The organism is Terribium retamae (genome assembly GCF_022347545.1).
Classification (GTDB): Bacteria; Pseudomonadota; Alphaproteobacteria; order Rhizobiales; family Rhizobiaceae; genus Mesorhizobium; species Mesorhizobium retamae.
Genome location: NZ_JAKREW010000011.1, coordinates 82221 through 103500, shown reverse-complemented (window position 1 = coordinate 103500; position 21280 = coordinate 82221). Strand labels below are relative to the sequence as shown.

Annotated in this window: 19 protein-coding genes; 16 read left to right on the top strand and 3 right to left on the bottom strand. The window is 60.6% G+C overall.

Annotation, left to right across the window (positions count from 1 at the left end; genetic code table 11):
• Positions 1 to 2: 2 nt before the first annotated feature.
• From L4923_RS13750 to L4923_RS13735, 4 genes are all read left to right on the top strand, one after another.
• Positions 3 to 338 carry a cupin domain-containing protein gene (locus tag L4923_RS13750; protein WP_239365922.1) on the top strand — a complete coding sequence of 112 codons (336 nt, stop codon included), beginning with the start codon at positions 3 to 5 and terminating at the stop codon, positions 336 to 338.
• 144 nt (positions 339 to 482) lie between these two features.
• Positions 483 to 1445, top strand: a complete 963-nt coding sequence (locus tag L4923_RS13745) for a DUF808 domain-containing protein (protein WP_239365921.1) — start codon at positions 483 to 485, stop codon at positions 1443 to 1445.
• A 147-nt stretch (positions 1446 to 1592) separates the two neighbouring features.
• Entirely contained in the window at positions 1593 to 2297 is a 705-nt protein-coding gene (locus L4923_RS13740) for a GntR family transcriptional regulator (protein WP_239366014.1), read from the top strand.
• Positions 2298 to 2424: 127 nt separating this feature from the next.
• Entirely contained in the window at positions 2425 to 3387 is a 963-nt protein-coding gene (locus tag L4923_RS13735) for a dihydrodipicolinate synthase family protein (RefSeq protein ID WP_239365920.1), read from the top strand.
• Between the two features lie 84 nt (positions 3388 to 3471).
• On the opposite strand, the gene L4923_RS13730 is transcribed toward L4923_RS13735, so the two are convergent.
• Positions 3472 to 4509 (bottom strand): Ldh family oxidoreductase, encoded by a 1038-nt coding sequence (locus L4923_RS13730; RefSeq protein ID WP_239365917.1) that lies wholly within the window; start codon positions 4507 to 4509, stop codon positions 3472 to 3474.
• Positions 4510 to 4630: 121 nt separating this feature from the next.
• Between L4923_RS13730 and L4923_RS13725 the strand changes: the two genes are divergently transcribed.
• The 10 genes from L4923_RS13725 to L4923_RS13680 all read left to right on the top strand — a co-directional run bounded on the left by L4923_RS13725 (position 4631) and on the right by L4923_RS13680 (position 15432).
• On the top strand, positions 4631 to 6148 hold the full coding sequence (locus L4923_RS13725; protein ID WP_239365916.1) for an aldehyde dehydrogenase (NADP(+)): 1518 nt from the start codon (positions 4631 to 4633) through the stop codon (positions 6146 to 6148).
• Between the two features lie 147 nt (positions 6149 to 6295).
• The gene (locus L4923_RS13720; protein ID WP_239365915.1) at positions 6296 to 7102 is read left to right on the top strand and encodes an ABC transporter substrate-binding protein; all 807 of its coding nucleotides are present in this window, start codon (positions 6296 to 6298) and stop codon (positions 7100 to 7102) included.
• Between the two features lie 68 nt (positions 7103 to 7170).
• The gene (locus L4923_RS13715) at positions 7171 to 7836 is read left to right on the top strand and encodes an amino acid ABC transporter permease (RefSeq protein ID WP_239365914.1); all 666 of its coding nucleotides are present in this window, start codon (positions 7171 to 7173) and stop codon (positions 7834 to 7836) included.
• Between the two features lie 10 nt (positions 7837 to 7846).
• On the top strand, positions 7847 to 8500 hold the full coding sequence (locus L4923_RS13710; RefSeq protein ID WP_239365913.1) for an amino acid ABC transporter permease: 654 nt from the start codon (positions 7847 to 7849) through the stop codon (positions 8498 to 8500).
• The gene (locus tag L4923_RS13705) at positions 8493 to 9215 is read left to right on the top strand and encodes an amino acid ABC transporter ATP-binding protein (RefSeq protein ID WP_239365912.1); all 723 of its coding nucleotides are present in this window, start codon (positions 8493 to 8495) and stop codon (positions 9213 to 9215) included. The genes L4923_RS13710 and L4923_RS13705 overlap by 8 nt, the downstream gene beginning before the upstream one ends.
• Before the next feature lie 4 nt (positions 9216 to 9219).
• The gene (locus L4923_RS13700; protein ID WP_425530943.1) at positions 9220 to 10467 is read left to right on the top strand and encodes an NAD(P)/FAD-dependent oxidoreductase; all 1248 of its coding nucleotides are present in this window, start codon (positions 9220 to 9222) and stop codon (positions 10465 to 10467) included.
• Positions 10468 to 10481: 14 nt separating this feature from the next.
• Positions 10482 to 11483, top strand: a complete 1002-nt coding sequence (locus tag L4923_RS13695) for a 4-hydroxyproline epimerase (protein ID WP_239365910.1) — start codon at positions 10482 to 10484, stop codon at positions 11481 to 11483.
• A complete protein-coding gene (lhpI, locus tag L4923_RS13690) occupies positions 11480 to 13171 on the top strand; it encodes a cis-3-hydroxy-L-proline dehydratase (RefSeq protein ID WP_239365908.1) in 1692 nt (563 codons plus the stop codon). Before L4923_RS13695 ends, lhpI begins: the two co-directional genes overlap by 4 nt.
• A gap of 10 nt (positions 13172 to 13181) precedes the next feature.
• Positions 13182 to 14213 (top strand): trans-3-hydroxy-L-proline dehydratase, encoded by a 1032-nt coding sequence (locus L4923_RS13685; RefSeq protein WP_239365905.1) that lies wholly within the window; start codon positions 13182 to 13184, stop codon positions 14211 to 14213.
• Between the two features lie 76 nt (positions 14214 to 14289).
• On the top strand, positions 14290 to 15432 hold the full coding sequence (locus tag L4923_RS13680; RefSeq protein ID WP_239365903.1) for a M24 family metallopeptidase: 1143 nt from the start codon (positions 14290 to 14292) through the stop codon (positions 15430 to 15432).
• 72 nt (positions 15433 to 15504) lie between these two features.
• Here the strand turns inward: L4923_RS13680 and L4923_RS13675 are convergent, their stop codons facing one another.
• Positions 15505 to 16248: an alpha/beta fold hydrolase gene (locus L4923_RS13675; protein ID WP_239366011.1), complete on the bottom strand. Its 744-nt coding sequence runs from the start codon at positions 16246 to 16248 to the stop codon at positions 15505 to 15507.
• Between the two features lie 700 nt (positions 16249 to 16948).
• On the opposite strand from L4923_RS13675, the gene L4923_RS13670 reads away from it, so the two are divergent.
• Positions 16949 to 17380 carry a potassium channel family protein gene (locus L4923_RS13670; protein ID WP_239365901.1) on the top strand — a complete coding sequence of 144 codons (432 nt, stop codon included), beginning with the start codon at positions 16949 to 16951 and terminating at the stop codon, positions 17378 to 17380.
• Between the two features lies 1 nt (position 17381).
• Here the strand turns inward: L4923_RS13670 and L4923_RS13665 are convergent, their stop codons facing one another.
• Positions 17382 to 18581, bottom strand: coding sequence for an acetate/propionate family kinase (locus L4923_RS13665; protein WP_239365899.1), 1200 nt, complete (start codon positions 18579 to 18581; stop codon positions 17382 to 17384).
• Between the two features lie 156 nt (positions 18582 to 18737).
• Here L4923_RS13665 and L4923_RS13660 point away from each other — a divergent pair, with 156 nt between their 5' ends.
• Entirely contained in the window at positions 18738 to 21125 is a 2388-nt protein-coding gene (locus L4923_RS13660) for a phosphoketolase family protein (protein ID WP_239365897.1), read from the top strand.
• The last annotated feature ends 155 nt before the right edge of the window (positions 21126 to 21280 follow it).

Below are 21280 nucleotides of genomic sequence, written 5' to 3'. Positions count from 1 at the left end.
TTGTGACACAGACCGAGGTCTTTTCCCGCGCGGCCGATCGTGAATGGACCGCCACTCCGGATGGCAACCGCCGCCGCGTGCTGGTTCATACCGATGAACTGATGGTGGTCGAGTTCGGCTTCGAGAAGGGGGGCGTCGGCGCCCTGCATTCGCATCCGCATGTCCAGGCAAGCTATATCGCCGAAGGCCGTTTCGAAGTGACCATCGACGGCAGGACGGAGACACTTGCCATGGGCGATTCCTTCATCGTGCCATCGAACCTCGTCCATGGGGTGAGGGCGCTCGAAGCCGGCCGTCTCGTCGACAGCTTCACGCCGCACCGTGCCGACTTTATCTAGGGCGACGTGACGAGCTATTCGAATATGTCGATGGCTCGCGGACGAGCAATTGCACCCAAGACGGTGGGCAATTTCCTATGGCCTCATGACAGGGTCACACTTCTTGAGCCAAAGTGTCTTCCTTATCCACATTGAGGATTCCGAATGAGCTCTGGACTGCTTGCCTTGCTGGACGATGTTGCTTCCATTGCAAAGGTCGCCGCGGCGTCGATCGATGATGTCGCCGCCCAAGCGACGAAGGCGGGCGCCAAGGCTGCAGGTGTCGTCATCGACGATGCAGCGGTGACACCCCGCTATGTCGTTGGTTTCACAGCGAAGCGGGAACTGCCGATCATCGCGAAGATCACGATAGGCTCTCTGAGGAACAAACTTATCTTCCTTCTGCCGGCTGCTCTGCTGTTAAGCTGGCTCGCTCCTTGGGCGATCACGCCACTTCTGATGATTGGGGGCATCTATCTCTGCTTCGAGGGCACGGAAAAGGTGCTGGAAGCTTTCTTTCCCCATTCAGAGGAGAAGCACGGCGGCGCGGATGCGACCGAGGTTATCGACCCCTCCAGGCTGGAGAATGAGAAGGTTCAGGGGGCTATCCGAACAGACTTCATTCTATCGGCCGAAATCATGGCCATCACATTGGCGGCAATTCCATCCACCAACGTGCCGACACAGGCCCTCATCCTTGCAGTGGTCGGTATCGGGATCACGCTTGGAGTTTACGGTGTTGTTGCGATCATCGTGAAGGCCGACGATTTCGGGCTGACCCTGGCAAGTAACGACAGGGGGCTTCTTGGCCTTGGTTCTGCGTCCCGCGCATTCGGAAGGGGGATCGTGACGGGTATGCCATACTTCCTCAAGGTGCTTGCCGCAGTTGGTACCGCCGCGATGATCTGGGTGGGCGGTGGTATTCTCGTGCATGGCCTCGAAACATTTGGATATGGCGCCCCGGCGCATCTTATCGAGGCAGCGGCGGAAAAAGCCGGCCATTCGGCTCCCGCGGCAAGTGGCCTCGTAACGTTCCTGATATCAGCGGCGGCGGCGGGCATCATCGGCCTCGCCGTCGGCTTGCTTGCTATCCCTGTCGTCCAGAAGGTGTTCGGCAGGTTTCTATGAATAGTGGCGGTGGCGCTTGATGTGGCTTGAGGGGGAAGACGCGCGACTGAAGATATTGCCGGTTGATCTAGCTGGTCATTACGTTCATCGAATATTGATCCGATCGACCGTCGAACGTATTCCTTTTGTCGACAAGAGGGATGCATGATGAGCACTGCCGACACCAATTCAGTTCCCGAGCGCAAGCGCGGTTCGGGCGTGAAGATGGTTTACGACCTTCTGCGCGACGAAATCCTCGATCTCGTGCTGCCGCCCGGCAGCCCGATCGACGAGGTGCAGTTGGCCGAGCGTTTCAAGATGTCGCGCACGCCTATTCGCGAAGCCTTGGTACGATTGGCCGGCGAGGGACTGATCGATACATTGCCCAATCGCTCGACCATGGTGTCGAACATCGATTTCCTCAACATGCATACCTATTTCGATGCGCTGGTGTTGATGTACCGTGTCACCACGCGGCTGGCCGCCGAGCATCACCGCCTAGAGGATTTGCAGGTGATCCACGCGCATCAGGCGGATTTTGCCAAAGCCGTCGAGGCGCAGGATGCTCTCGCGATGATCGCCACAAACGCCGCCTTGCATTCGGCAATCGCCGAGGCCGGCCGCAATCCTTATTTCACCGGCCTGTTCAACCGTCTCCTCAACGAAGGGCGCCGGCTTCTGCGGCTCTATTATCAATCCTACGATGACCGTTTGCCGCAACGCTTCGTCGATGAACACGAGGACATGATCAAGGTCATTGCGGCGAGAGATGTCGAGGCGGCCGATCGTCTTGCCAAGGAGCATGCCGAGCAGATCGTGGATCAGATCCAGAAGCTTTTTAAGCGCGGCGGGCATCTTAGCATCGCGCTGTGAATTCGCTGTCGATTTCTTGTCGACAAATAAAATTCAAATAGTATAATCTCTGTCGAGGGCAGGGATTGCGCACGGCTGCCGTGCACAGATCTTCTGCCGGTGCGACAGGCCAACAGGAGCTTTTGAGATGAAGGCGAGGATCTTCTCCGGCGTAATTCCCGCATTGATGACACCCTGCAAGGAGGATCGGAGCCCGGACTTCGATGCGCTCGTGCGCAAGGGTAAGCAGCTGATCGCCGAGGGGATGTCCGCGGTGGTTTATTGCGGCTCGATGGGCGATTGGCCGCTTTTGACAGATGCGCAGCGCATGGAGGGCGTCGAACGCCTGGTGAAGGCGGGCGTGCCGGTGATCGTCGGCACCGGCGCCATCAACAGCGCATCCGCCGTGGCGCATGCCGCTCATGCTCAAAAGGTGGGCGCGCAGGGTCTGATGGTCATCCCCCGCGTTCTGTCACGAGGCCCCTCGCTGACCGCTCAGAAGGCGCATTTCAAGGCTATCCTCTCGGCCGCGCCCGATCTTCCTGCGGTGATCTACAACAGCCCGTACTACGGCTTTGCCACGCGTGCCGATCTCTTCTTCGCGTTGCGCGCAGAGCATTCGAACCTCGTCGGCTTCAAGGAATTCGGTGGCAATGCCGATATGCGTTATGCGGCAGAAAACATTACCAGCCGCGATGATGGCGTTTCGCTGATGATCGGTGTGGATACCGCTGTCTTCCACGGTTTCGTGAATTGTGGCGCGACAGGTGCCATCACGGGCATAGGCAATGTCCTGCCGAAGGAAGTGATCCACCTCTGCAATCTGTCCCAAGCCGCTGCGACGGGTGACGTCGATGCGCGCCAGCGTGCCCAGGAGCTGGAGCAGGCGCTGGCCGTTCTGTCCTCCTTCGACGAAGGCCCGGACCTTGTCCTCTACTTCAAGCACATGATGGTACTGAAGGGCGACAAGGAATATACGCTTCACTTCAACGAGACGGACGCCCTGACCGACAGCCAACGCGGCTATTGCGAGGCACAGTTCAAACTGTTCAACAGCTGGTATGCCGAGTGGAGCAAGCTGCCTGGCGCGGTGCAGGCGCATAAGGGCTGACCTGCCTAGCGTTCCTGACGAAAAAGGCCTTTCCATCTGGAAGGGCCTTTTCTTTTTTCGGCGCATCGGTCGTTTGCGAATGCCTTAAGAAACGGCGTCCAGTCCGAGGGCGAGGAGACGCTCGAGCTGTTCCGTTTCGGAAGCCGTCAGCGTGATCCCCTCGGCCTGGGATTTGGCACGGGCGACGTAGCGGCGCAGCGAGGGCAGGCGAGCGCCTTGGTCGACGATGGCATCGAACAGCACTTCTGCCCGTTCGAAAGGATTTCCCGGACGACCCGCGGCAAAGGCCTCCGGGGAAAACGCGATGATGAGCTCTCCGTGCGGCGGAGCCAGTGTCGTGGTGCCGAGGTAGTCGAGCACTTCTGGACTGGTGAGGTCACCGATCATGACGCCTGCAAGGAGTTCGATCATCGTGCTGATGGCTGAACCCTTGTGTCCCCCGAACGGCAGCATGGCGCCGGCAAGCGCGGCCTCCGGGTCGGTGGTGAGGTTGCCTTGCGCGTCGATCGCCCAGCCTTCAGGCAGAGCCTTGCCGGCGCGTCGATGCAACTCGATCTCACCGCGCGCGGCAACCGAGGTCGCGAAATCGAAGACATAGGGATCCTTGCCGGCTCGCGGCCAGCCGAAAGCAAAAGGATTGGTCCCGAGCAACGGCTTGTTGCCGCCGGCCGGCGCTACAGTCGAATAGCTCGGGCACATGGCCAGACCGGCAAGACCATGCACGGTTATGGCTTCGACCTCCGGCCATAGTGCTGAGAAGTGGGTGCAGTCGTTGATGACAAGGGCTGCAATGCCCGAAACGCGAGCGCGTTCCGCCAGCACAGGCAAGCCGAGCTCGAAAGCTGGATTGGCAAAACCGTGTCGGGCATTTACCCGCACGATCGCGCCGTGCTCCCGAGGCATGAGCTCAGGCACGGCATCCGGTTTCACCTTGCCGGCCTTGACGGTACGCAATGCCCCTTCGATCCGGTAGATGCCATGCGATTTGCAGGCATCGCGTTCTCCGGCCACGATCACTCGGGCAAGGGCTGCTGACTGAATGTCGTTGAGTCCCGCTTTCCGGAAGATCGCCTCGACATGCTCGTGAAGCGTACCGATCGGCATGATGATGGTTGCGTCCATTTCTTCCTCATGGCAGGGCATGGTGTAGCCGGTTGATATTATGCATACATAGAGTATACAAATAATCGACAGCTGCAATCCAGGCGCTTGCGCATCCAATCTTTCAGGACAGGAACGTCACATGGTCTTTACGCCCAAGGGGAAACATCTCATCGCCGGCGAATGGCTTGATGGCCCGAGCACTTTCGAAAGCGCACCCGCACATGGCCCTGCGCATTCCTTTGCCGTCGGAACTGTGGATCTGGTGAACCAGGCTTGCGAGGCGGCCGAAGAAGCGTTCTGGAGTTACGCCTATTCGACGCGCGCTGTACGGGCGCAGTTCCTGCGCGCCATTGCCGACGAGATCGAGGAGCGCGCGGAAGCGATCACCGAAATCGGCAGCCAGGAAACCGGTTTGCCGCAGGCGCGGCTGCAAGGCGAACGCGGCCGGACGACGGGACAGCTCAGGCTCTTTGCCGATCATATCGAGAAGGGCGATTACCTTGATCTGCGCTTCGATGCGGCGATGCCAGATCGTCAGCCGGCGCCGCGCCCGGAAATCAGGCTGATCCAACGTCCGATCGGACCGGTTGCGGTTTTCGGCGCTTCCAACTTTCCACTGGCTTTTTCGACGGCAGGGGGCGATACCGCAGCCGCGCTGGCAGCGGGATGCCCTGTCGTGGTCAAGGGGCATTCGGCGCATCCCGGTACCGGTGAGATCATCGCCCAGGCCATCGAGGCGGCAATCAAAAAGAGCGGCATGCATCCCGGCGTCTTTTCGTTGATACAGGGGGGCAATCGTCAGGTCGGCGAGGCGTTGGTGCAGCATCCGCTGATCAAGGCTGTAGGCTTTACCGGCTCGCTTGCCGGTGGTCGTGCTCTCTTTAACCTCTGCGCTGCCCGTCCGGAACCGATCCCCTTCTTCGGCGAACTCGGCTCGGTCAATCCCATGCTGTTGTTGCCTGAAGCTTTGAAGGCGCGTGCCGAGGCTCTGGGGCAGGGCTGGGCAGGGTCGCTTACGCTGGGCGCCGGGCAATTCTGCACCAATCCCGGCATAGCGGTCACAATCGACGGTCCAGATGCCGATCGTTTCATCGGTGCGACGGTCGAGGCGCTCGGCAAGGTCGGCGCACAGACGATGCTGACGGATGGTATCGCTAAGGCCTATCGCGACGGGCAGGCTCGCTTTGCCGAGCGCAATTCGGTCAAGCCTTTGCTGGTGACCCAGCCCTCCGGCCGCGCTGCGACTCCCAATCTGTTCGAGACGACAGGGGCGCAATTTCTGTCCGATCATGCACTGGGTGAGGAGGTTTTCGGTCCGCTCGGCCTGGTGGTGAAGGTTGGGTCTCTGGACGAGATGGAAGAGATCGCCCGCGGTTTCGAGGGGCAACTGACCACGACTCTCCACATGGAGGACGCAGATCTTGAGGCCGCGCGCCGCTTGATGCCTATCCTGGAACGCAAGGCCGGACGGGTGCTGGTCAATGGCTTCCCGACCGGCGTCGAAGTGGTCGATGCACAGGTCCATGGCGGGCCTTATCCGGCTTCGACCAATTTCGGCGCGACCAGCGTCGGCACCATGTCCATTCGTCGTTTCCTGCGCCCGGTCGCATACCAGAACGTTCCGGAGGCCCTGTTGCCCGAGATTTCCTCAGCGTGAGGAGCGGGCGACGCTCCTGAGTGGCCGGGAATATTCAATCCGTATACTTTCTGAATACAAATTGTATTTTCTGATTGATTTGTTCGCGGCGACACGAAATAGTGCGCGCGGTCAACCGACCGGCAACACTCAGGGAGAGAGCAAAACATGAAGATCTCGGTCCTCGCCTTCGGGCTCATGACCGCAACCGCGCTGAGCAGTCAGGCCCTCGCCGACAAGCTCGACGACATCATCGCTTCCGGCACCCTGCGCTGCGCCGTGGTGCTGGATTTTCCGCCCATGGGCGCGCGTGACGCGAGCAACAACCCGATCGGCTTCGACGTCGATTATTGCAACGATCTCGCCAAGGCACTCGGGGTTACGGCCGAGATCGTGGAAACACCTTTCCCCGAGCGCATTCCAGCTTTGATGTCCGGTCGCGTCGATGTCGGTGTGGCTTCGACTTCCGACACGCTGGAGCGTGCCAAGACCGTGGGCATGACCGTTCCTTATTTTGCCTTTGAAATGGCGGTAACCGCCAACGACAAGTCGGGCGTCAAGTCCTTCGAAGATATGAAGGGCAAGACGGTAGGCGCCACCGCCGGCACGTTCGAAGCCATCGCGCTCGAAAAGTCGGTCAAGGAATGGGGTGCCGGCGAATTCCGTCCCTACCAGACCCAGGCCGACGTCTTCCTGGCGCTGAGCCAGGGTCAGATCGACGCCACGGTCTCCACCTCCACGGTTGCGCAGGCCAATGTGAAGACGGGCAAGTTCCCAGGCATTTCGGTGGTCGGCAAGGCGCCGTATGACATCGATTATGTCTCGCTTTTCACCAACCGCGAAGAATACGGCCTGATCAATTACCTGAACCTGTTCATCAACCAGCAGGTTCGCACTGGCCGCTATGCCGAACTCTACAAGAAGTGGGTTGGGGGCGATCTGCCGTCTTTGTCGGTGAACGGCGTCTACCGTTGATCTGACCGTTTCCCGGGCGGCGCGGACTAGCTCTCGTGCCGCCGATCTTCCGAAAAGGCGAAGCGGCGATGTTCAGCTACACCTTCCACTGGAACCAGGCGTTCAGGGCATTGCCGCAGATGCTCGACGGCGCTCTGGTCACCTTGGAAATTGCGCTTCTGTCGATGGCGATAGGGCTAGCCCTGGCCATCGCGCTCACCTTGTTCAGGCTTTCAGGCAACCGTGCCCTTTCCGGCATCGCCACCGCCTGGGTGGAGGTGGCGCGCAATACGCCGGCGCTTTTCCAGATCTACATGGCGCATTTTGGACTAGGCAATTTCGGCATCCATCTCAGTCCTTTCACGGCGCTCCTCGCGGGCATTGCCTTCAACAATGCCGGCTATCTGGCGGAAAATTTCCGCGGCGCGCTCAAGGCCATTCCCGATACGCAGACGCGCGCAGGCCGCTCGCTGGGCATGAGCTCGCTGCAGGCGTTCCGCTACATCGTTTTGCCGCAGATGCTGCGCATCGCCTTCCTGCCGGCCACCAACCAGATGGTCTGGGCGATCCTGATGACGTCGCTAGGCGTAACCGTCAGCATGAACTCCGATCTAGCAGGCGTCACGCAGGAACTCAACGCCCGCTCGTTCCGCACGTTCGAGTTCTTCGCGCTTGCGGCGGTGATCTATTACGTCATCGCGAAGGTGGTCACGCTGGCTGCGCGCCTGCTTGCCGCGCGCATGTTCCGGTACTGAGGCGTGTAGGATGTTCAGCACAGCTCTTACCTGGAGTGATCTCGCCTTCCTGGCCCAAGGCGCCGGCATGACGCTTGCCGTCACGGCGGTTTCGGTGGCCGCCGGCACGGTCCTCGGCATCCTGTTCGGTATCATCCGCTTCCAGTTCGGACCCTATTGGTCGGCTCCGCTGACCTTCGCTCTGGATATCTTCCGTTCGGTTCCGTTGCTGATCCAGCTCGTGCTGGGCAACGCCTTGCAGTCCATCGCCAAGATGGGCTGGCCTCCGTTCACGACGTCTTGCGTGGTGCTGTCGCTCTATACGGCAGCCTACTGCACCGAGATCGTTCGTGGCGGCATCGACTCCGTGCCGGTCAACACACGCCGCGCTGCTCGCTCACTCGGCATGAGCTGGTGGCAGGATATGCGCTACATCGTGGCACCGCTCGCCATTCGTGTGTCGTTGCCGTCGTGGATCGGCCTGACGCTTGGCGTGATGAAGGATTCCGCGCTGGTGCTGTGGCTCGGCCTCATCGAACTGCTGCGCGCTTCGCAGATCCTGGTTACCCGGCTGCAGGAGCCTTTGTTCATCCTGCTTCTGTGCGGTGCCATTTATTTCGTCATCAGCCTGCCCATCGCTCGCTTCGGCAGGTATCTCGAAGAACGCTGGTCACCTAATGATTGAGATCGAAAACGTCCACAAATCCTTCGGACCTCTGGAGGTCCTGAAAGGCATCGACCTGACCGTCAAGAAAGGTGAGGTCGTCACCATCATCGGCGGCTCGGGCTCGGGCAAGTCGACACTGCTCACCTGCATCAACGGGCTCGAGACGATTGCGTCGGGCAGGGTGGTCATCGACGGCACCGATGTTCACGCCAAGGGCACCGACCTCAACAAGCTACGCCAGAAGGTAGGCATCGTCTTCCAGCAATGGAATGCATTCCCGCATCTGACCGTGCTGGAGAACGTGATGCTGGCGCCACGCAAGGTCCTTGGCCTGTCCAAGGAGAAGGCCGAAGAAATCGCAGTCAAGCAGTTGACCCATGTCGGCCTCGCGGAGAAGCTCGGCGTCTACCCGAACCGCATGTCGGGCGGCCAGCAGCAGCGCATGGCGATAGCGCGTGCGCTCGCGATGTCTCCGACTTATATGCTGTTTGACGAAGTAACCTCGGCACTTGACCCGATGCTGGTTGGCGAAGTTCTGGACACGCTGAGGATGCTTGCTTCGGAAGGCATGACGATGATCTGCGTGACCCACGAAATGAAGTTCGCTCGCGAGGTTTCCGACCGCGTCGCCTTCTTCCACCAGGGGATCATGGCCGAAATCGCGCCGCCGGAGCAGCTATTCGACGCGCCGCAACATACCGAGACGAAGAAGTTCCTTGCGGCAACGCATTGAGAGCATGATGGGAAAGCAGCTCGACGTCATCGTCATCGGGGCAGGGGTCGTCGGGCTTTCGGCGGCGATCGCCACGCAAGCGCGCGGGCTGAATGTCACGGTTTTGGATCGCGAAGGCCCGGCCGCGGGTGCCTCCGCCGGCAATGCGGGCGCTTTCGCTTTCACTGATATTCTTCCGCTTGCCTCGCCGGGCATCCTGAAGAAAGCACCAAAATGGTTGCTCGATCCGCTCGGGCCTTTGTCGGTACCGCCTGCCTATGCCGTCCAGATCGCGCCCTGGATGTTCCGCTTCTGGCGCGCCTGTTCGCCCAAGCATGTGGCTCACTCCACCGCCGCCCAGACCGCGCTGATGGACCTGTCGAAGGCCGAGCTTGAACCTTTCCTGCAGCAGACCGGAACACTGCCGATGCTGCGCAAGGAAGGCAACCTCCAGGTCTATGAAGGCGAGGCGGAGTTCAAGGCTTCGCTACCCGGCTGGACGGCACGGGAGGAACACGGCATCGAGTTCCACCATCTCAACAAGGCCGAGATCGAGGAAATCCAGCCTGGTCTTGCATCGCGTTTCACCCACGGCACCTTCACGCCGGGCTGGTACTCTATCGCCGACCCGCGGCTTTACACGCTTGCGCTGGCCGAACATTTCATCACCCGGGGCGGCACGGTCGAGCGTGCCGAAATCACTGCGCTGCGTTCCGTTGAGGGTGGTGTGGAGATCATTGCTGCCGATGGCGCCGTGCGGCGAGCACGCAAGGTTGTGCTTGCGGCCGGCGCCTTTTCACACAGGATCGCCAGGACCATCGGTGAGACCATTCCGCTGGAAACCGAGCGTGGCTACAACACCACTCTGCCTCAGGACGCTTTCGACCTGCGCACGCAGGTGACTTTCGGCGGACATGGTTTCGTCGTCACCCGCCTGTCCACCGGCATCCGCGTCGGCGGCGCGGTGGAGCTTGGAGGCTTGAAACTGCCGCCGAATTTCCGTCGTTCGGAAGCGATGCTGAAGAAGGCGCAAGCGTTTCTGCCCGGCCTGAAGCCTCACGGCGGCGTGCAGTGGATGGGTTTCCGGCCCTCGCTGCCGGACAGCCTGCCGGCTATCGGTAGTGCGCAGGCAACGCCGCATATCGTCCACGCCTTCGGTCATGGCCATCTTGGCTTGACCCAGTCGGCTGGTACAGCACGTATCGTTGCCGATCTCTTGACCGGACAACCGTCCGCCATCGACATTACATCCTTCTCGCCGCAACGCTTTTGACTAGGTCCCGGCCCATGGCAACCCACACTTTCTCTTGCATCGACGGACACACCTGCGGAAACCCGGTTCGCCTCGTCTCTGGCGGCGGGCCGCGACTCGAAGGCGCGAACATGCTGGAAAAGCGGGCGCATTTCCTGCGCGACTTCGACTGGATCCGCACCGGACTGATGTTTGAGCCGCGCGGGCACGACATGATGTCGGGTTCGATCCTCTATCCGCCGACACGCCCCGACTGCGATGTCGCGGTGCTGTTCATCGAGACCTCCGGCTGCCTGCCGATGTGCGGCCACGGCACCATCGGTACCATCACCATGGGTATCGAGAACGGCCTGATCACACCGCGCGAACCGGGCAAGCTTTCCATCGACGCTCCTGCCGGCAAGGTCGACATCACCTATCGCCAGGAAGGCCGTTTCGTGGAGGAGGTGCGCCTCACCAACGTCCCGGGGTTTCTCTACGCCGAGGGTCTGACCGCTGAGGTCGAAGGCCTCGGCGAGATCGTCGTCGACGTTGCCTATGGCGGCAATTTCTACGCCATCGTCGAGCCGCAAAAGAATTTCCGCGACATGGCCGACCATACGGCCGGCGAACTTGTCGGCTGGTCGCCGAAGCTGCGCGCAGCCCTCAATGCGAAATACGAGTTCGTCCACCCGTTGCATCCCGAGATCAAGGGCCTCAGCCACATCCAATGGACCGGCAAGCCGACGCAGGATGGCGCTCATGCCCGCAATGCAGTGTTCTATGGCGAGAAGGCTATCGATCGTTCGCCTTGTGGAACTGGCACCTCGGCGCGCATGGCGCAGCTTGCTGCCAAGGGCAAGCTGAAAGTCGGCGATGAATTCGTGCATGAATCGATCATCGGTTCGCTGTTCAACGGCCGCGTCGAGGCTGCGACACAGGTAGCGGATCGCGACGCGATCATTCCCTCGATCGCGGGCTGGGCGCGAATGACCGGTATCAACACCATCTTTATCGACGATCGCGATCCCTTCGCGCACGGTTTTGTCGTCAAGTGAGCGAGACTTCTCCCGCCCGGTCGATTCTCGCCGGCACGGCGCAAGGCACTGTTATCGCAACACAGGAAGCGTTGAGTTTTTGGGGTGGGGTTGATCCCGCTACCGCTCGTGTGATCGACGTGCACCATCCGCTGCATGGGAGCTGCCTGACCGGCGCTGTCCTGATGATGCCGTCGAGCCGCGGTTCCTGCACCGGATCCGGTGTGCTGCTGGACCTCGTACTGAACGGGCGCGCGCCGGCGGCGCTGATCTTTTCGGAAGCCGAGGACGTGCTGACCCTCGGGGCACTGATCGCCTCGGAACTCTTCGGTAAACCGTTGCCTGTTCTGCGTCTTGAGCCGGGTGCCTTTGCCGCGCTGGCCAAGGCCACGACCGTGCAGATAAGCGAGAAGGCAATCGAGGCCGATGGCCTGAGGCTATCGGTCAGCCCGCCGGCCAGCAGTGCGCTCGACCTGACAGAGGCCGATCGTGCCATGATGGATGGGCGCGATGGCATCGCGGTGCAGCAGGCCATGCGCATCATCTGCGCCATGGCCGTGCAGCAAGGCGCGCGCAGTCTGGTGGATGTGACACAAGCGCATATCGATGGCTGTATCTATGCCAGTCCCGCAAATCTGACCTTCGCCGAAAAGATGGCGGAGCTTGGTGCCCAGGTCCGGGTTCCGACGACGATGAACGCCATTTCGGTGGATCGCGCCAACTGGCAGACACAAGGTGTCGCGCACGGTTTCGGCGATCCTGCCGCGCGCCTTGCGGATGCTTATGTGCGCATGGGGTGCCGGCCGACTTTCACTTGCTCTCCCTATCTGCTCGACAGTGCGCCGAAAAGCGGCGAGCCCATCGCCTGGGCGGAGTCCAATGCGGTGATCTTCGCCAATTCCGTGCTTGGTGCCCGCACAGCAAAGCACCCCGATTTCCTCGATTTGTGCATTGCCCTGACGGGGCGTGCCCCGTTTTCAGGAGTCTATCTCGACGAACACCGCAAGGCCCGGCGCATCATCGAGGTAGAGGTTCCGGCTGGCGTCGACGATGCGTTCTGGCCGCTGCTCGGCTATCTCGCCGGCCATGCGGCGCCGGACCGCATTCCGCTGCTGCGCGGCCTTGCTGAAGCCCAGCCGTCGCGCGACGATCTCAAGGCACTGTGCGCAGCGTTTGGAACCACCTCAGCCGCGCCGATGCTTCATGTCGAAGGGGTGACGCCCGAAGCCGATGGTGCGGATGCGGCCGATGCCGACCATGCCGTCATCACGCACGATGACCTTGCCGCTGGGTGGAAAAACCTCAATTCGGGACCGGAAGAGGTCGAACTCATAGCCATAGGCAGCCCACATGCCTCGCTGCAGGAATGCCGCGCGCTGGCGGCTGTGCTGGACGGACGCAAGCGTCATCCTAACGCGGCGATAATCGTCACCGCCGGCAACGCAGTCATCGCTGATGCTCGCGCCGACGGCACGCTAGCGCGGTTGGAACAAAGCGGCGTGCAGGTGGTGCCGGACCTGTGCTGGTGCTCGATCTCGGAGCCGGTGTTCCCGACGCGTACACGCGCCGTGATGACCAATTCCGGCAAATACGCACATTACGGGCCAGGTCTGTCCGGCCGTGCCGTGCGCCTCGGCAGCCTTGCCGATTGCGTGACCGCTGCACTCACCGGGCGTGTGCCGGTGCGCCTGCCTGCCTGGCTTTCCTGAGGAGTTTGCGATGCGCAGTTCGAAAACCATCCATGTGATTTCGGCACATGCCGAAGGCGAGGTGGGCGATGTCATCGTCGGTGGGGTCACGCCGCCGCCGGGCGACACCATCTGGGAACAGAGCCGCTGGATCGCCCGTGACAACACCTTGCGCAATTTCGTGCTCAACGAGCCGCGCGGTGGCGTGTTCCGGCACGTCAATCTGCTGGTACCGCCGAAGCATCCGGAGGCGGATGCAGCCTTCATCATCATGGAGCCGGAAGACACGCCGCCCATGTCCGGTTCGAACTCGATCTGCGTTTCGACCGTGCTGTTGGACAGCGGCATCCTGCCGATGCAGGAGCCGGTGACGGAGATCACGCTGGAAGCGCCGGGCGGGCTGGTACGCGTGCGGGCGGAATGCCGCAACGGCAAGGCCGAGCGCATCTTCGTGCGCAACCTGCCAAGCTTTGCCGACCGTCTCGATGCCAAGCTCGAGGTTGAAGGGCTCGGCACACTCACCGTCGACACTGCCTATGGCGGCGACTCGTTCGTCATCGTCGATGCGGCGGCGATGGGCTTTGCCCTCAAGCCCGATGAAACGCTCGATATTGCGCGGCTCGGCGTGCGCATCACCAATGCGGCCAATGCCGCTCTCGGGTTCAACCATCCGGAAAACCCGGACTGGAGACATTTCTCGTTCTGCCTGTTCGCGGGCCCTGTCGAGCGTACTCCTGAGGGCTTGCGGGCCGGTGCCGCCGTGGCGATCCAGCCCGGCAAGGTCGACCGCTCGCCGACGGGAACTGCCTCGTCGGCGCGCATGGCTGTCCTGCATGCGCGCGGTCAAATGGGGCTGGAAGATCGTTTGACGGCGGTTTCGGTGATCGGCTCGACTTTCACGGGCCGTATCGTTGGCACCACGACCGTGGGCGGCCGCCCGGCAGTGCTGCCGGAAATCTCGGGCCGTGCCTGGATCACCGGCACGCACCAGCACATGCTCGATCCCGACGATCCCTGGCCGGAAGGGTACCGGCTTGCGGATACCTGGCCGAAGAAAGCCTAACGCGCTGCCACTACGACTGCGGCTGGGATCGCGAGGTAAGTTGCTGCTCCTGCCGTTACCAAATACCGGAGCAAACATGTCTCTTTCAGACCGTCCAGCGGCGATCACCGATGCCGAAAGACGTGACCGACTTCAAAGGCTGCGGGAAAAAATGGAGGCAGATGGCATCGCTGCGGTCCTGCTCGGCTCCACCGAGAGCCTTCGCTATTTCACCGGTCTGGTCTGGCATCAGAGCGAGCGCATGCTTGGCGCGCTGGTGACGCCGACTGCGCTTACCTACATCGTTCCAGCCTTTGAGCGCAGCCGGGTGGAGACACTGCCGCACCTGGCCGCCGATATCGCGACCTGGGAGGAGGAGGAAAGCCCGGCGGCGCTTGTCGCAACGCTCGCAGGCCTCAGGGGCAGCATCGCGCTCGACGACGCCTTGCCGCTCTTCATATACCATGCGCTTGTCCGGCACCTGGGTGCTGAACGGCTGGTCGACGGCACTCGGCTGATCCGTGACCTTCGGCTCTGCAAGTCGCCTTCGGAAATCGCGCTGATCCGCTACGCGATGGAACTGACGCTCGAGGTGCACAAACGCGCACATGCTATTATGAAGCCGGGGATCCGAGCCTCGGAAGTGGTGCGCTACATCGATGAACAACACCGTGCATTGGGCGCGGTGCGAGGCTCAACCTTCTGCATCGTGTCCTTCGGCGTCGCCACATCACTCCCGCATGGCGCCGACGGTGACCAGATCCTGGAAAAGGGCCAGGCCATCCTGGTCGACACCGGCACACGCATCGACGGCTACCATTCCGATCTGACGCGCAGCTATGTGATGGAAGAACCGAATGCGGAGTACGCGCGTATCTGGCGGGCTGAACGCGAAGCCCAACAGGCGGTATTCGATGCAGCGCAGATCGGCGCAGAGTGCCAAAGCCTCGATGATGCCGCGCGATCCGTGCTTTCACGCCATCGCCTAGGTCCTGACTATCGGCTGCCGGGACTCCCGCACAGAGCAGGGCATGGGCTGGGATTGGAAATTCACGAGGAGCCTTACATCGTCCGCGGCAACAAAACACCGCTTCGTCCAGGCATGTGTTTTTCTAATGAACCGATGATCGTGGTGCCCGGGCAATTCGGCATTCGGTTGGAAGACCATATCCACATGACCGACGAAGGGGCGCAATGGTTCACCAAGCCCGGCAACAGCCCGACGGAACCGTTCGGCTGAGAAAGCCTACTCGACCGCGACCGGCCGCCGACAGGGCGATTAGGAGGCGCCTGTGAAGGCGCCTCCTTCTCGTCACTTGTCGGTCGTTCCTTTCGCGGCTTTTTCGATGACGTCGGCAACGGTCTCGGCGTGGGAAACCATCACGACATGCGAAGCGCCCGTGACGACGACCGTTTCCTTCGAGCCTGCGCGCTTTGCCATCCACTTCATTCCTTCAGGTGGAATGTTCTTGTCGGCGTCGCCATAGACAAACCATGATGGCTTCTCTTTCCAAGCGGGGACGCCAGCCGGCTCTTTCAAGGCCGCCTCCGCCACTGGGCGTTGGCCGGCCGCCATCAGCCTGGCTTCGGCCTCTGGCACGTCCGCCGCGAACTGATCGTGAAATTTGCCCTGGTCGATGTAGAGATCGGTTCCGCCGTCCGGGAGAGCGACAGGCGCGGCAAGCGCGGCGCCAAGTGTGCTTCCAGGAAATTTCCCCGTCAGTTGGATCGCGCTCTCACCTTTGTCGGGTGCGAAACCGGAAACATAGACAAGCGCCTTCACGTTGACGTGGCCAGTCGCGGCAGCGGAAATGACACTTCCCCCATAGGAGTGGCCGACCAACACCACAGGCCCCTTAATGCTGGCGATGACGGATGCGACAGACCGCGCATCAGCCTGAACGCTCCGCAACGGGTTGGCAGCCGCTACCACAGAATAGCCATCGGCCTGGAGGTCCTTGATAACCCCATTCCAGCTTGACGAATCCGCGAAGGCGCCGTGCACGAGAACGATGGTTGGTTTTTGGTCCGCCGAGGCCGGACCGGAGAGCATCATCACTCCGGTGGCCAGGGCTGCAATCAGGTAATGTTGGATAGACACGGTGCTTTCTTTGTTGACGAACACGCGCCAGGAAAGCCGGGGCTTTGTGTCTCAAAAATTTCGACGCTCTCCGAATTTGTAAGATAACGTATATGATTGGCAGCCGACACAATGCGATACACGCCCGTCGCTTTGGCCGACGGCATCGCAAATACATGCCGCCCCAGTCGATGCTGCAACGGCGAGGTACACCGGCTCATCTCGGGGCGTGATGCGTGCCTGTCGAAAAATTGGGCCGCTGGTGTGCCCGCTTTCGCGAATTGCGCGGCACCTTTCGCCATCTCGAATGCAGTCGCCCCTCAACGCTATCGGAATCTGTACAAGGGGGAAGTGGTCGCGGAGGTTCGTTGCCATTGACATCCCCGACCGGAAGAGCCCGTGTTTGTTCTCCAATTCGAGCGGGTTCACACTATGCAATGGATCGGTGTAATGGGTCGGTGCGACCTACAGCATTCCGGAGAGAGTGTCTTTCAACTCTGGTTATGGCCTGTCTGGCGCTGATGGCGGTTGATCGCAACCGCTGTTAGCCTGTTCAGGACTTGGTACCTAAGTCGGGACGTTCAAGGCCAGATTAATGTCGTCCATTTGCGCAAGCGCAAAGCCGCTTATCCAAGATTGGGATAACAGCAAGCTTCTATAATGTGCTGAGGCGACCATGGCTGGCTCACTTGCTGGTGGCACCGTGATAATCGGGCTCACGGTACTGATCCATACGTTTGGACTGATCACCGTTACTCATGTGATGGCAAGACTTGTGGCGGCTTTTCGCATGCATGGCCAGCACAGTCGCGTGGTGGCCATGATCAGCGTCGTAATCGGGCTCTTTGGCGTGCTGACCGTCGAAATCTGGGTGTGGGCAGGATGCTATTGGCTGTTGGGTCTTCTGCCAGATTTCGCGACCGCGCTCTATTTTTCGACGGTCACGTTCTCGACCATCGGCTATGGCGACATTGTTCCTGATCCCGGCTGGCGCATGTTTGCTGCGCTGGAAGGAATCAACGGGTTCTTGCTCATCGGCTGGTCAACCGCCTATCTGATCGCGGCAGGAACCAGAATTGGTCCTTTCCGGGCGGGTGAACATTTCTAGTTTAGGCGTCGGGTGTCCGCAATCCGCTCACTCTCGACAGCGTATGGTGGGCGATCATGGCTTCCTCGTTCGTCGGGACGATGCGCACTTCCACCGTGCTGGCTTCGGTGCTGATGACGGGCGCGTTGTTGCTGTTGGCATCCTCATCGATCTCAACGCCCAGCCACTGCAGACGATCGCAGATCGCCTTCCGGATGATGGGCGAGTGTTCGCCAATTCCTGCCGTGAATACGAACCCATCCAGGCCGTTCAAGGCAGATGCGAGGGCGCCGATCTGGCCGGCGCACCGATAAATGAAGAGGTCAATCGCCTCGCGCGCGGAAGGCTCCGAGCTGGCGATCAGTACCCGCATATCGCTTGCTATGTTGCCAGACACACCGAGGAGGCCTGAGCGCCGATAGAGCAGATCTTCGACCTGCGCGACGCTCATGCCTCTCTGCTGAAGAAGATGAAGCAGGACCCCCGGGTCCAGAGCTCCGGGGCGTGTTCCCATCATCAGCCCGTCCAGCGCGCTAAACCCCATGGTCGTATCGATGCTGCGGCCGTCCTGCAGTGCGCAAAGGCTCGCACCGTTACCCAAGTGCGCGGCGATGACGCGTCCTTTCGAAAGGTGCGGCGCAATCTCCCTCAAGCGCCTGGAGACATATTCATAGGACAATCCATGAAAGCCATAGCGTCGAATGCCTGCGGCCTCATAGTCGCGCGGCAGTGCAATGCGTGCGGCAACGTCCGGCATCGTGCGGTGGAATGCGGTGTCGAAACAAGCGACTTGAGCCAGTTCAGGCCGCAACCGGATCAGCGTTCGGATTGGTGCGATATTCTGCGCTTCGTGCAGCGGCGCAAGAGGCACCAGGTCATCGAGCGCGGTAAGAAGATCGGTTGTCACCAGTTGAGGTGCCGAGAGATCGCGCCCGCCGTGAACCACGCGGTGACCAACAGCCACCAATTTTTCCCGTTCTCGTTTGGCTGAAATCAGATCAAGCAATGAAGGAAGAACGGCGTCGATATCGCCGCTGTCTTTCCAAACCACCTCTTGCAGCAGCGTACCGTCGGCTGCCTGCATCTTCAGACGGGGTGCTGTGGCCAGTTCCTCGATAGCTCCCCGCAACAGGAGCTCAGGCCATTCACCGCTGTCGGTCGAGAACAGCGCGAACTTAAGGCTGGAAGAGCCGACGTTCAGCGCCAGGATGGTATCCGTCAAACTGGCCTCCAGAACTCTTCTTGGCGCTTGGGTGAACAATTGCCTTGATGGATATCAAGGACAAAATCGGGCGACTTGTCACGTTGAGGCTATCTTTGTCCGTTTCGATAGGGCGCCGCAACCTCAGCGCTCGCCGTACAAGCCGGAGAATCCGCAATGGCTAATCAGAAGAGTCCCGTTCCGAGCACAGCGATATTGTCCCAAGATGAGCTTGATCTCATCGACAAATGGTGGCGTGCCGCCAACTACCTGTCTGTCGGGCAGATTTATCTGCTCGATAATCCGCTCCTGCGTGAAGCTTTGGCCAAGGAACACGTCAAGCCGCGGCTGCTAGGCCATTGGGGGACAACACCAGGTTTGAATTTCATCTATGCGCACCTCAATCGTGTCATCCGGCACACAGACGAACAGGTGCTGTTTATCGCGGGGCCTGGGCATGGCGCTCCTGGCGTGGTTGCCTCGACCTGGCTGGAGGGTACCTACAGCGAGCTTTACCCGGAGGTGTCGCAGGATGCGGACGGCATGCGCCGCTTGTTCCGCCAGTTCTCCTTTCCTGGGGGAATACCGAGCCATGCCGCACCCGAAACACCGGGCTCGATCCATGAGGGCGGCGAACTCGGTTATTCGTTGAGCCACGCTTTTGGGGCCGTGTTCGACAATCCCGATCTCATCGCAGCCTGCGTCGTCGGAGACGGTGAGGCGGAGACAGGACCGCTCGCGACGTCCTGGCACGGCAACAAGTTTCTCAATCCAGTCTGTGATGGCGCTGTCTTACCCATCCTGCATCTCAACGGTTACAAGATTGCCAACCCAACCGTGCTCGCCCGCATTCCGACGGAAGAATTGAAGGCGTTGTTTGAAGGTTACGGCTATGCGCCGATTCTCGTCGAAGGCGAGGAGCCGGGGGCTATGCACCAGGCAATGGCTCGTGCGCTCGATGATGCCTTCTCGACCATCCGCAACGTTCAGGACAAGGCTCGAGGCGAGCGGGTGACGAAGCGGCCTGTATGGCCGATGATCATTCTGAAAACGCCCAAGGGCTGGACTGGCCCCAAGACTGTCGATGGGCTCAAGGCGGAAGGCTACTGGCGCTCGCACCAAGTGCCTTTCACGATGGAAAAGCCGGAGCATCTCGGGCTGCTCGAGGAATGGCTGCGAAGCTACAGACCGGACGAGCTGTTCAACGAGGCTGGCCAATTGAAGCCCGAAATCGCGGCAATGTCGCCCAAGGGCGACCGACGGATGAGTGCCAATCCACACGCCAATGGCGGGGCATTGATGCGCCCTCTCAGACTGCCGGATTTCAAGGACTACGCAGTTGCGGTTGAAGGGCCAGGAAAGGCGGACGCGGAATCCACGCGTCTCGTCGGCCGCTTTCTGCGCGACGTGCTCAGTGCCAATGCCGAACCACGGAACTTTCGCTTGTTCGGCCCCGACGAAACCGCCTCGAACCGTCTGCAGGATGTTTTTGAGGTGACCGGTCGCACCTGGAATGCCGAGACCTTCGCTTACGACGACCATCTGTCGCCAGACGGTCGCGTCATGGAGATATTGTCGGAACACACCTGTCAGGGCTGGCTTGAAGGCTATCTCCTGACGGGTCGGCACGGCTTCTTCTCTTGCTATGAGGCCTTCATCCACATCGTGGATTCCATGTTCAACCAGCACGCCAAGTGGCTGAAGACTTCGAAAGAGGTCGCCTGGCGGCGACCGATTGCGTCGATGAACTATCTGCTGACATCCCATGTGTGGCGGCAGGATCACAATGGCTTCAGCCACCAAGATCCGGGTTTCGTTGATCATGTCGTCAACAAGAAAGCGGACATCGTGCGGGTGTATTTTCCGCCGGACGCCAACACTTTGCTTCACGTCACCGACCACTGTCTGCGCAGTTGGAACCGCGTCAACGTCATCGTTGCCGGCAAGCAGCCGCAGCCGCAATGGCTGACGATGGATCAGGCGATCAAACACTGTTCGAAAGGTATCGGGATATGGGAGTGGGCAAGCAGCGATCAGGACGGCGAGCCGGACGTCGTGATGGCCTGCTGCGGAGACATCCCGACACTGGAGACCCTGGCGGCTGTGGACCTCTTGCGGGAGTATGCCCCTGATTTGAAAGTCCGCGTGATCAACATTGTCGACTTGATGACTTTGCAGCCGAAGACCGAACATCCTCACGGCCTTTCGGATATTGAGTTCGATGAACTGTTCACGAAGGACAAGCCCGTTATCTTCGCCTATCACGGCTATCCGTGGCTTATTCATCGCCTCGCGTACAAGCGCACCAACCATGACAACATGCATGTGCGCGGCTTCAAGGAGGAGGGCTCGACGACCACGCCTTTCGATATGGTGGTGCGCAACGATCTCGACCGGTTTCACCTGGCGGCCGATGTCTTCGATCGCGTCCCTCGACTGAGTGTATCAGCGGCGCATGTCAAACAGAGCATCCGTGACAGGTTGATCGAGCACCGGCTCTATATCCGCCAGCACGGCATCGACATGCCGGAGGTGCGCAATTGGCGTTGGTCGAGCGCTAAATAAGGCCACGCATGAGCGTCGCCTTGCCACTGTTGCAGGAGTTTCAAGCGGCCCGGCCAGATCAGGTTGCAACAGACGCGAAGTACCGGAACCAAGTTCCGTCATGCGCTTTGATTGTGGTCAAGGCGCATGGCTTTCTGGGCGGACTATCCTTGATC

What these genes read in the sequence shown, in the direction of transcription:
- L4923_RS13725 (WP_239365916.1), top strand. Translation starts at nt 4,631, where the DNA reads ATGGTCTTTACGCCCAAGGGGAAACATCTCATCGCCGGCGAATGGCTT.
- L4923_RS13720 (WP_239365915.1), top strand. Translation starts at nt 6,296, where the DNA reads ATGAAGATCTCGGTCCTCGCCTTCGGGCTCATGACCGCAACCGCGCTG.
- L4923_RS13685 (WP_239365905.1), top strand. Translation starts at nt 13,182, where the DNA reads ATGCGCAGTTCGAAAACCATCCATGTGATTTCGGCACATGCCGAAGGC.
- L4923_RS13680 (WP_239365903.1), top strand. Translation starts at nt 14,290, where the DNA reads ATGTCTCTTTCAGACCGTCCAGCGGCGATCACCGATGCCGAAAGACGT.
- L4923_RS13700 (WP_425530943.1), top strand. Translation starts at nt 9,220, where the DNA reads ATGATGGGAAAGCAGCTCGACGTCATCGTCATCGGGGCAGGGGTCGTC.
- L4923_RS13710 (WP_239365913.1), top strand. Translation starts at nt 7,847, where the DNA reads ATGTTCAGCACAGCTCTTACCTGGAGTGATCTCGCCTTCCTGGCCCAA.
- L4923_RS13735 (WP_239365920.1), top strand. Translation starts at nt 2,425, where the DNA reads ATGAAGGCGAGGATCTTCTCCGGCGTAATTCCCGCATTGATGACACCC.
- L4923_RS13740 (WP_239366014.1), top strand. Translation starts at nt 1,593, where the DNA reads ATGAGCACTGCCGACACCAATTCAGTTCCCGAGCGCAAGCGCGGTTCG.
- L4923_RS13745 (WP_239365921.1), top strand. Translation starts at nt 483, where the DNA reads ATGAGCTCTGGACTGCTTGCCTTGCTGGACGATGTTGCTTCCATTGCA.
- L4923_RS13670 (WP_239365901.1), top strand. Translation starts at nt 16,949, where the DNA reads ATGGCTGGCTCACTTGCTGGTGGCACCGTGATAATCGGGCTCACGGTA.
- L4923_RS13705 (WP_239365912.1), top strand. Translation starts at nt 8,493, where the DNA reads ATGATTGAGATCGAAAACGTCCACAAATCCTTCGGACCTCTGGAGGTC.
- L4923_RS13730 (WP_239365917.1), bottom strand. Translation starts at nt 4,509, where the DNA reads ATGGACGCAACCATCATCATGCCGATCGGTACGCTTCACGAGCATGTC.
- L4923_RS13715 (WP_239365914.1), top strand. Translation starts at nt 7,171, where the DNA reads ATGTTCAGCTACACCTTCCACTGGAACCAGGCGTTCAGGGCATTGCCG.
- L4923_RS13660 (WP_239365897.1), top strand. Translation starts at nt 18,738, where the DNA reads ATGGCTAATCAGAAGAGTCCCGTTCCGAGCACAGCGATATTGTCCCAA.
- L4923_RS13675 (WP_239366011.1), bottom strand. Translation starts at nt 16,248, where the DNA reads ATGATGCTCTCCGGTCCGGCCTCGGCGGACCAAAAACCAACCATCGTT.
- L4923_RS13695 (WP_239365910.1), top strand. Translation starts at nt 10,482, where the DNA reads ATGGCAACCCACACTTTCTCTTGCATCGACGGACACACCTGCGGAAAC.